9 protein-coding genes are annotated in these 6,349 nt (G+C 71.9%); 3 read left to right on the top strand and 6 right to left on the bottom strand.

Features of this window, described 5'->3' with window-relative positions:
• Positions 1–123 precede the first annotated feature (123 nt).
• From ABZW03_RS35380 to ABZW03_RS35370, 3 genes are all read right to left on the bottom strand, one after another.
• A complete protein-coding gene (locus tag ABZW03_RS35380) occupies positions 124–393 on the bottom strand; it encodes a hypothetical protein (protein WP_355267870.1) in 270 nt (89 codons plus the stop codon).
• 214 nt (positions 394–607) lie between these two features.
• The gene (locus ABZW03_RS35375; protein WP_355267867.1) at positions 608–952 is read right to left on the bottom strand and encodes a rodlet layer protein; all 345 of its coding nucleotides are present in this window, start codon (positions 950–952) and stop codon (positions 608–610) included.
• A gap of 82 nt (positions 953–1,034) precedes the next feature.
• Positions 1,035–1,379 carry a rodlet layer protein gene (locus ABZW03_RS35370; protein ID WP_355267864.1) on the bottom strand — a complete coding sequence of 115 codons (345 nt, stop codon included), beginning with the start codon at positions 1,377–1,379 and terminating at the stop codon, positions 1,035–1,037.
• 301 nt (positions 1,380–1,680) lie between these two features.
• Between ABZW03_RS35370 and ABZW03_RS35365 the strand changes: the two genes are divergently transcribed.
• Complete coding sequence (locus ABZW03_RS35365; RefSeq protein WP_355267861.1) at positions 1,681–2,346, top strand: hypothetical protein; 666 nt, start codon at positions 1,681–1,683, stop codon at positions 2,344–2,346.
• 72 nt (positions 2,347–2,418) lie between these two features.
• On the opposite strand, the gene ABZW03_RS35360 is transcribed toward ABZW03_RS35365, so the two are convergent.
• The 3 genes from ABZW03_RS35360 to ABZW03_RS35350 all read right to left on the bottom strand — a co-directional run bounded on the left by ABZW03_RS35360 (position 2,419) and on the right by ABZW03_RS35350 (position 3,530).
• Positions 2,419–2,796: a hypothetical protein gene (locus ABZW03_RS35360; RefSeq protein WP_355267858.1), complete on the bottom strand. Its 378-nt coding sequence runs from the start codon at positions 2,794–2,796 to the stop codon at positions 2,419–2,421.
• A gap of 112 nt (positions 2,797–2,908) precedes the next feature.
• Positions 2,909–3,178, bottom strand: a complete 270-nt coding sequence (locus tag ABZW03_RS35355) for a chaplin (RefSeq protein ID WP_355267855.1) — start codon at positions 3,176–3,178, stop codon at positions 2,909–2,911.
• A 109-nt stretch (positions 3,179–3,287) separates the two neighbouring features.
• Positions 3,288–3,530: a chaplin gene (locus ABZW03_RS35350; protein ID WP_355267852.1), complete on the bottom strand. Its 243-nt coding sequence runs from the start codon at positions 3,528–3,530 to the stop codon at positions 3,288–3,290.
• 572 nt (positions 3,531–4,102) lie between these two features.
• Here ABZW03_RS35350 and ABZW03_RS35345 point away from each other — a divergent pair.
• Both ABZW03_RS35345 and ABZW03_RS35340 read left to right on the top strand, forming a co-directional pair.
• Entirely contained in the window at positions 4,103–4,342 is a 240-nt protein-coding gene (locus ABZW03_RS35345; protein WP_355267849.1) for a chaplin, read from the top strand.
• Positions 4,343–4,579: 237 nt separating this feature from the next.
• The gene (locus tag ABZW03_RS35340) at positions 4,580–6,253 is read left to right on the top strand and encodes an RICIN domain-containing protein (RefSeq protein ID WP_355267847.1); all 1,674 of its coding nucleotides are present in this window, start codon (positions 4,580–4,582) and stop codon (positions 6,251–6,253) included.
• Positions 6,254–6,349: the final 96 nt, after the last annotated feature.

The raw sequence follows: 6,349 nt of genomic DNA, 5'->3' as shown, positions 1-6,349 counted from the left end.
GGGGCGCCTCGATTAACACAACTACGGGGCCCACCTCCCCCCCCCCATTGCTGATTTGGCGCACCCCGCCCGCCTCAGGGGGGGGCCCCTCCGGGGGGGAGCGGCCCGGCCTTCCGTTTCCCGCTAGATGCCCACGTCCCCGGCGTGGGCGAAGCCCTCGCCGCCCTCGACCAGGTCGGTGGCGGTGGCGGCGAGGCCGCCCCAGCCGCCGGCCGCGGTGTCACCGGCGAAGGCGAGGCCGAAGCCCTCCTCGGCCAGGAACGGCTGGTCGGCGGAGGCGACGAGCGCGCCGCCGCCGACCAGGCCGACGTGGGCGAAGGCCGGGGTGGCGGCACCCGCGAGCGCCAGTGCGGCGACGGCGGTCAGCGCGGCCTGGGCCAGCGTGTTCTTCATGGAACTGCCCCTCTCTCTGGGAGCGCCCCCGCGGGCGCTCTGACACGTGATCACATCCGGCGGTCCGGACCGGCGCCCCACGCGCCGGGCCGACCGCCGCTCACCCGTCCGGACCGCGCCGCGGCGGGGCCGGACGGACGCTCTCGTCCGCGAAGCCCGGAGGGCCCGGGAAGGTGTTCCTCCCCGGGCCCTCCGTCCGTGCCGTGCCCCTGGATCAGCCGATCAGGTGCGAGATGCCCGCGTCGCCGGTGGACTGGGTGTTCTGGCCGACGTTGCAGATCTGCTTCGGCTGGTTGTTCAGGACCGGGACCTCGACCGGCACCGCGACGCCGATGACGGCGACGGCGATGTTGTGGATCTCCGGCAGGCAGATGTTCGGGTTGTCCAGAACGTGGCTGTTCGGGCTGCCGTTGCCGGTGGTGCCGGTGTGGTTGGTGCCACCGTTGCCCTGGACGGAGGTGGCGGCGCCGTCGGCGTCGACGATGGCGGAGGCCGAGCCCGCGGACATCGCGAGGGCGGCGGCGGCCAGGCCGGCGGCGGCGAGGGTCTTCTTGATCATTTCTGGTTTTCCTCTCGGGGTGAATCGGGGAGCGATTCGAAGGTGGAACGGGGTGGTGCAGGGAGAGCAGAGCGGCGAGTGATCAGCCGATCAGGTGGGACACGCCGCCGTCGCCCTGGCTCTGGGTGCCCTGGCCGATGGTGCAGTACTGCCGGCCGCCGTTGTTGGCGATCGGGACCTCGACCGGGACGGCCACGCCGAGCACGCCGACGGCGATGTTGTGGATCTCCGGCAGGCAGATGTTCGGGTTGTCCAGGAAGTGGAAGTTCGGGCTGTTGTTCCCGACCGTGCCCGTGAAGTTGGTGCCGCCGTTGCCCTCGATCGAGGCGGCGGCGCCATCCGCGTCACCGATGGCGGACGCGGGCGCGGCGGCACCGGCCAGCGCGGCGACGGCCAGGCCGGCGGCGGCGAAGGACTTCTGGATCATGGCGAGATCCCTCTCTGAAATGCTCTTTGGATTCCGTGCGTACAACGCTGAGAACGCTCAGACCCGGTCTGCAGTCACTGACGTCCAGATCAAAGAACGACGGCACGGAAGGTTACGGGGATTTTTGAAAAGAGTCCCGGAGGCGCGAGGGCGGAGGGAATCCGATCGGATTATTAGCCCGAATCGGTTAACCGCCGCAATCCGTGCTCCCGGTCACTCGTTGAGCAGACTGCTTTCCGGCTGCGCCCCCCGCAGCCCCTTCCCCCGTGATCCCAGTTCGGACAGCAGAACGGTGAAAAGCATGAAGTTCTCCAAGCGGGCCGGCGCGATGCTGCTGGCGGTCGGTGCCGGCGTGCTCGCCTCCCCGGGAGCGGCCTCCGCCGCCACCCCGGTCGGTCTTGACCAGGTCGGCGCCCTGGAGGACGCGCTGGCCACCCAGCAGGTCCCGGCGGACATCCCGCTCGCCCCGCTGGGCAGCCGGCTCACGGCCGGCATCCCGACCTCGCTGCTGATGCCGCCGGTGCCCGGCCCGACCACCAGCTCGGACGGCGCGCTGCTCCCGGAGCAGATCCTTCCCCAGCTGGCCACCGGCAAGGTCGGCCCGAGCGCCAAGGCCGACCTGCCGCTCCCGCTGGTCGACCAGGGCGCCGACCTCGGCAAGGTGCTGCTGGACGCCCCGGCCGCGCCGCTGCACGCCAAGACCCCGGGGCTCACCCTCGGCCAGCCGCTCGCGCTCGCCCGGGACGGCGCCGGCCAGCTCGCCGGTGGGCAGCTGAAGGTGGACGAGATCGACCCGCGTCTGGTCAGCGGGGCGGTGCAGGTGGTCCCCGGCGCCAAGGCCAGCCTCGGCGGCGAGGACAGCCGGCTCTCCCTCACTGACACGGCCGGCGCCCTGGCCGGCACCACCACCACGACCGCCACCACCGTGGTGCAGCAGACCGGCCTGACCGACCTCACCCAGCTCTAGCCGCCCGTTCGGCAGGAGAGCCCGGCACCCCGCCCGCGCGGCGGGATGCCGGGCTCTCCTGCGTCCGGACGCTCAGCCCGGCAGCAGGCCGGTCAGCCCGCCGACCAGCGGGAGGTCCTTGACGCCGCCGCCAGCGCTCAGCGGGCCGGTCAGCGTCCCGGTGCCGATCGCGGGCAGGCCCTGGTCCGGCTGCACGGCCGCGCCGTTGTTGAGGAAGTCGGCCGAGGAGTTCGCCCACGGGTCCAGCCGCAGGCTCTTGATCGGCGCGAGGCCGTAGCCGAGGCCGGTGGTCGTCCCGCCCAGTGCCTGGCCGACGTCGGTCTTGGTCAGCGCGGCCGTGCCGAGCGGGGTCTCGCCCGACCCGGTGGCGGCCTGCGCCGAACCGGCGCCCAGCAGCACCGCGGCACCCACGGCGGCGGCCAGGCCGGCCGCGCTCTTCTTCGAAACCATCGTGATCACCCTTCGGTGGATCGGGGGTCCCGGACGGCTGTCCGGAGATGCCGAACTGCCCCCCGGCCGACTGGTCGGGGGGCAGGACGGCCGGAACACGTGCCGATCGGGATCAGCAGTCCTCGTCGTGCTGCGGGGGCGTCTCCACGTTGACGCAGGTGTTGCCGAACGCCGGGTTCAGCAGGCCGACGATGTTGATGGAGTTGCCGCACAGGTTGATCGGGATGTCCAGCGGGACCTGGATCTGGTTGCCGGAGACGACGCCGGGGGAGTTGGTGGCGACGCCCTCGGCGGTCGAGTTGGCGGCGGCGGAGCCGGCCGCGCCGAGCACCAGGCCGGCGGCGGCGGCGGAGAGGACGGCGGCCTTCTTGATGTTCTGCATGGGGGTTGGATCTCCTCGATCACACGGGTGGAGCGTGCCGCGCCCCGGCGCTGCGGGGCGCGGCACGGGCTCGGGTGAATCAGCGGTCGCCGGTGCGGCGGCCGCCGGTTCAGCCGGCGTTGACGCAGGTGTTGCCGAACGCCGGGTTCAGCAGCGCGATGATGTTGATGGTGTTGCCGCACAGGTTGATCGGGATGTGCACCGGCACCTGGATCTGGTTGCCGGAGAGCACGCCGGGGGAGTTGGCGGCGACGCCCTCGGCGCCGGCGCTGGCGGCCGCACCGCCGGCGGCACCGAGCACCAGACCGCTGGCGGCCAGCGACAGGACGGCGGCCTTCTTGAAGTTGCGCATGTCATTCCTCCGATTTCTGCCCGACGGAAGGGAAATGTCGGGAGTCGGGCGAGCACGAAATACTCACCCGAAGGCTGTAGGGATTTCCGTGAATGTCACTCGGGCGGCGCACACCGGCGTGTTCCGCCCATGGCTCGGGCGTGGCCGTGGCCGCCGTGTCGCGGTGCCTCCCGAAACGATTCCCGCACGGTCGGGAATGGATCGGACGAAGGCGCGACGGACGGAATTCCGGTCAGGCGTTCCGGCAGGGAGCGCCGGACGCCGGGTAGGGGAGGCCCGCCGCGCCGACCGAGCCGCCGGTGGCCGCGCTGCCGACGACGCCGTGGGCGTGCTTGCGCATGGGCGGTACCTCGATTCGTGCGTGGGGGCCGGTGGAGACCGGGTTCCGTCAGGGAGAACGAGGCACCGCGCGGGGGGATACGGTCCGGTCCTCCGATCACCCGAATGCCCGGTCCGCGGCTCCGTTGCGCCGGACGGGTGACACTGCGAGGACCGTCGCAACCGGTCCGGTGGGGTCTCGTTCTAGATGTCGCACTCCCCGTGCATATCTGTCGAACAATCAGGAGGCTCACATGAGCATCAAGAAGACCGCCGCCGTCGGCGCGGCCGTGGTGGGCATCGTGGCCACCGGTGCCGGTACCGCCGTGGCCAGCGCCGGGGCCCAGGGCGTTGCCGCCAACTCCCCCGGCGTCATCTCGGGCAACCAGATCCAGATCCCCGTGCACGTTCCGGTGAACGTCTGCGGCAACACCATCGACATCATCGGTGCGCTGAACCCCGCGTTCGGCAACAAGTGCCTCAACGCGGGCTGATCCACCACCCGGTTCGGCCGGTGCGAGCCGCCGCCGCGCGCTTCCCTCCTGGAGCGCGCGGCGGCGGCTTCTTCGTTCCCCGGGGACGGATCGTCAGTTCCCGGCCGTGTCACGCGCCTTGTTGTGTTACTCGTCAGTTCCTAGAATGCGAGATCTGCTCACCTTTCCTGCTCCTCTCTTGCTCCGCGCCGCTCGGCGCCCCGCCCGGGCGGTCCCCACCCCCGCAAGGAGACGCGTGTGATCAGGTCCCCACTTCCGGCGGCGCGGCGGACGCGTACGGGCGCCTCCCGGTGCGCCGCACTGCTCGCCACCGGAGCCCTCCTCGCCGCCCTCGGCCTGGTCGGCGCCCCCGCCGCCCTGGCCGACCCGGCCCCGGCCGAGCCCGTGGCCGCCCGTCCGGCCGCGATCGTCGCCCTCGGCGACAGCGCCATCTCCGGGGAGGGCGCCGGCACCGACACCAACGACGGCTACTTCCCGGAGACGGACAGCCCCACCAACTACTGCCACCGGCACCCCAAGTCGGAGATCTTCGTCACCGACATCCCCGGGGTCACCCCGATCGACCTCGCCTGCTCCGGCGCCCAGACCGGCGACCTGGTCAGCGATCCGGAGCTGGCGAAGATCACCGGCCCCGGCAGCGGCGACTTCGGCGAGCCCAAGCAGGACGTCAGGCTGGCCGAGACGGCGGCCCGGTACGACGTGAAGATGGTCGTCGTCACCATCGGCGCCAACGACGACTTCGACTTCAGCGGCATCATGATGCACTGCCTCGCGCAGTACTTCCCGATCCCCAAGGACCAGGGCTGCCGGGACACCATCGGCAGCGACGAGATCCGCCGGCGGGCCGAGGGCGTCAAGCCCAAGGTGGTCGCGGCCCTCCAGAACATCCGTCAGACCATGCGGAAGGCCGGCTACGCGGACTCCTCGTACCAGCTGGTCTACCAGTCGTACTTCAACCCGATCACCCCGGACATCCGGCGCAACGACTACCTCGGCAAGGTCGCCGACGGCTGCCCGGCCTTCCCCGAGGACCTCGCCTGGGGCCACAACTGGGTGGTGCCGACCCTCAGCGACGCGCTGCGCGGCGCGGCCGAGCAGGTGCCCGGCGTCCGGTACCTGGACCAGCGGCGGGTCGCCTTCGGGCACGAGGTCTGCGCGGAGTGGACGACCTCCCCGTACGAGTACACCAACGGGGACGTCATCAACCTCTCCGAGTGGGTGCGCAACGGCTGCGACTCGCAGATCGGCATCCCCGGGCTGTGCATGAACATGGTCCGCCAGTCGTACCACCTGCGGGTGGCGGGCTACCGCGGCGAGGGCGTCTGCCTCGGCCAGTTCTACGCCCGGCCCGAGCTGGCCCAGGCGTACTGCACGCTCAACCAGCAGAACACCACCTCGATCCAGCCGCTCACGCCCGGACGGCCGTTCGGCGACGTCCCCGAGGACGGCGCCTGGTACCAACTGACCAACGCGGCCAGTGGCAAGGTGCTCGACCTCACCGGCGGCGGCAGCTACGGCGACTCCACCAACGGCCGGCCCGCGATCACCTATCCGGCCACCGGCGGGCTCAACCAGTCCTTCGTCCTGGAGGCCAAGGCCGGGGGCAGCTACGAGCTCGACTTCAGCGGCAACCGGGACATGTGCCTGGACGCCAACGCCGCCTCCACCGCCCCCGGCACCCGGATCCAGCAGTGGGGCTGCACCGGCGGCGGCAACCAGCACTGGGTGTTCAAGCCGGCCGGTGACGGCCGCTACCGGATCGCCGACTCCCAGGACCAGGGCAAGGTCCTGGCCGCCGGCGGCACCCTCGACGCCAAGGGCAACCCGTACGTCGAACTCGCCACCGACACCGGCGCCGCCAACCAGCTCTGGCAGCTCACCAAGCTCGGCATCGTCTACGTGAAGGGCTGATCCACCGCCCGCTCCCGCGCCGTCGCCGCCCCGACCCGGCGGCGGCGGCCCTGTGGGGGCCCGGCCGGGCGGGGACCAGCGACCCGCAGATCGGGA

The sequence above is a fragment of the Kitasatospora sp. NPDC004799 genome (genome assembly GCF_040609095.1).
GTDB lineage: Bacteria > Actinomycetota > Actinomycetes > Streptomycetales > Streptomycetaceae > Kitasatospora.
The sequence above is the reverse complement of the archived record's forward strand: the minus strand, read 5'-3'. Positions and strand labels throughout refer to the sequence as shown.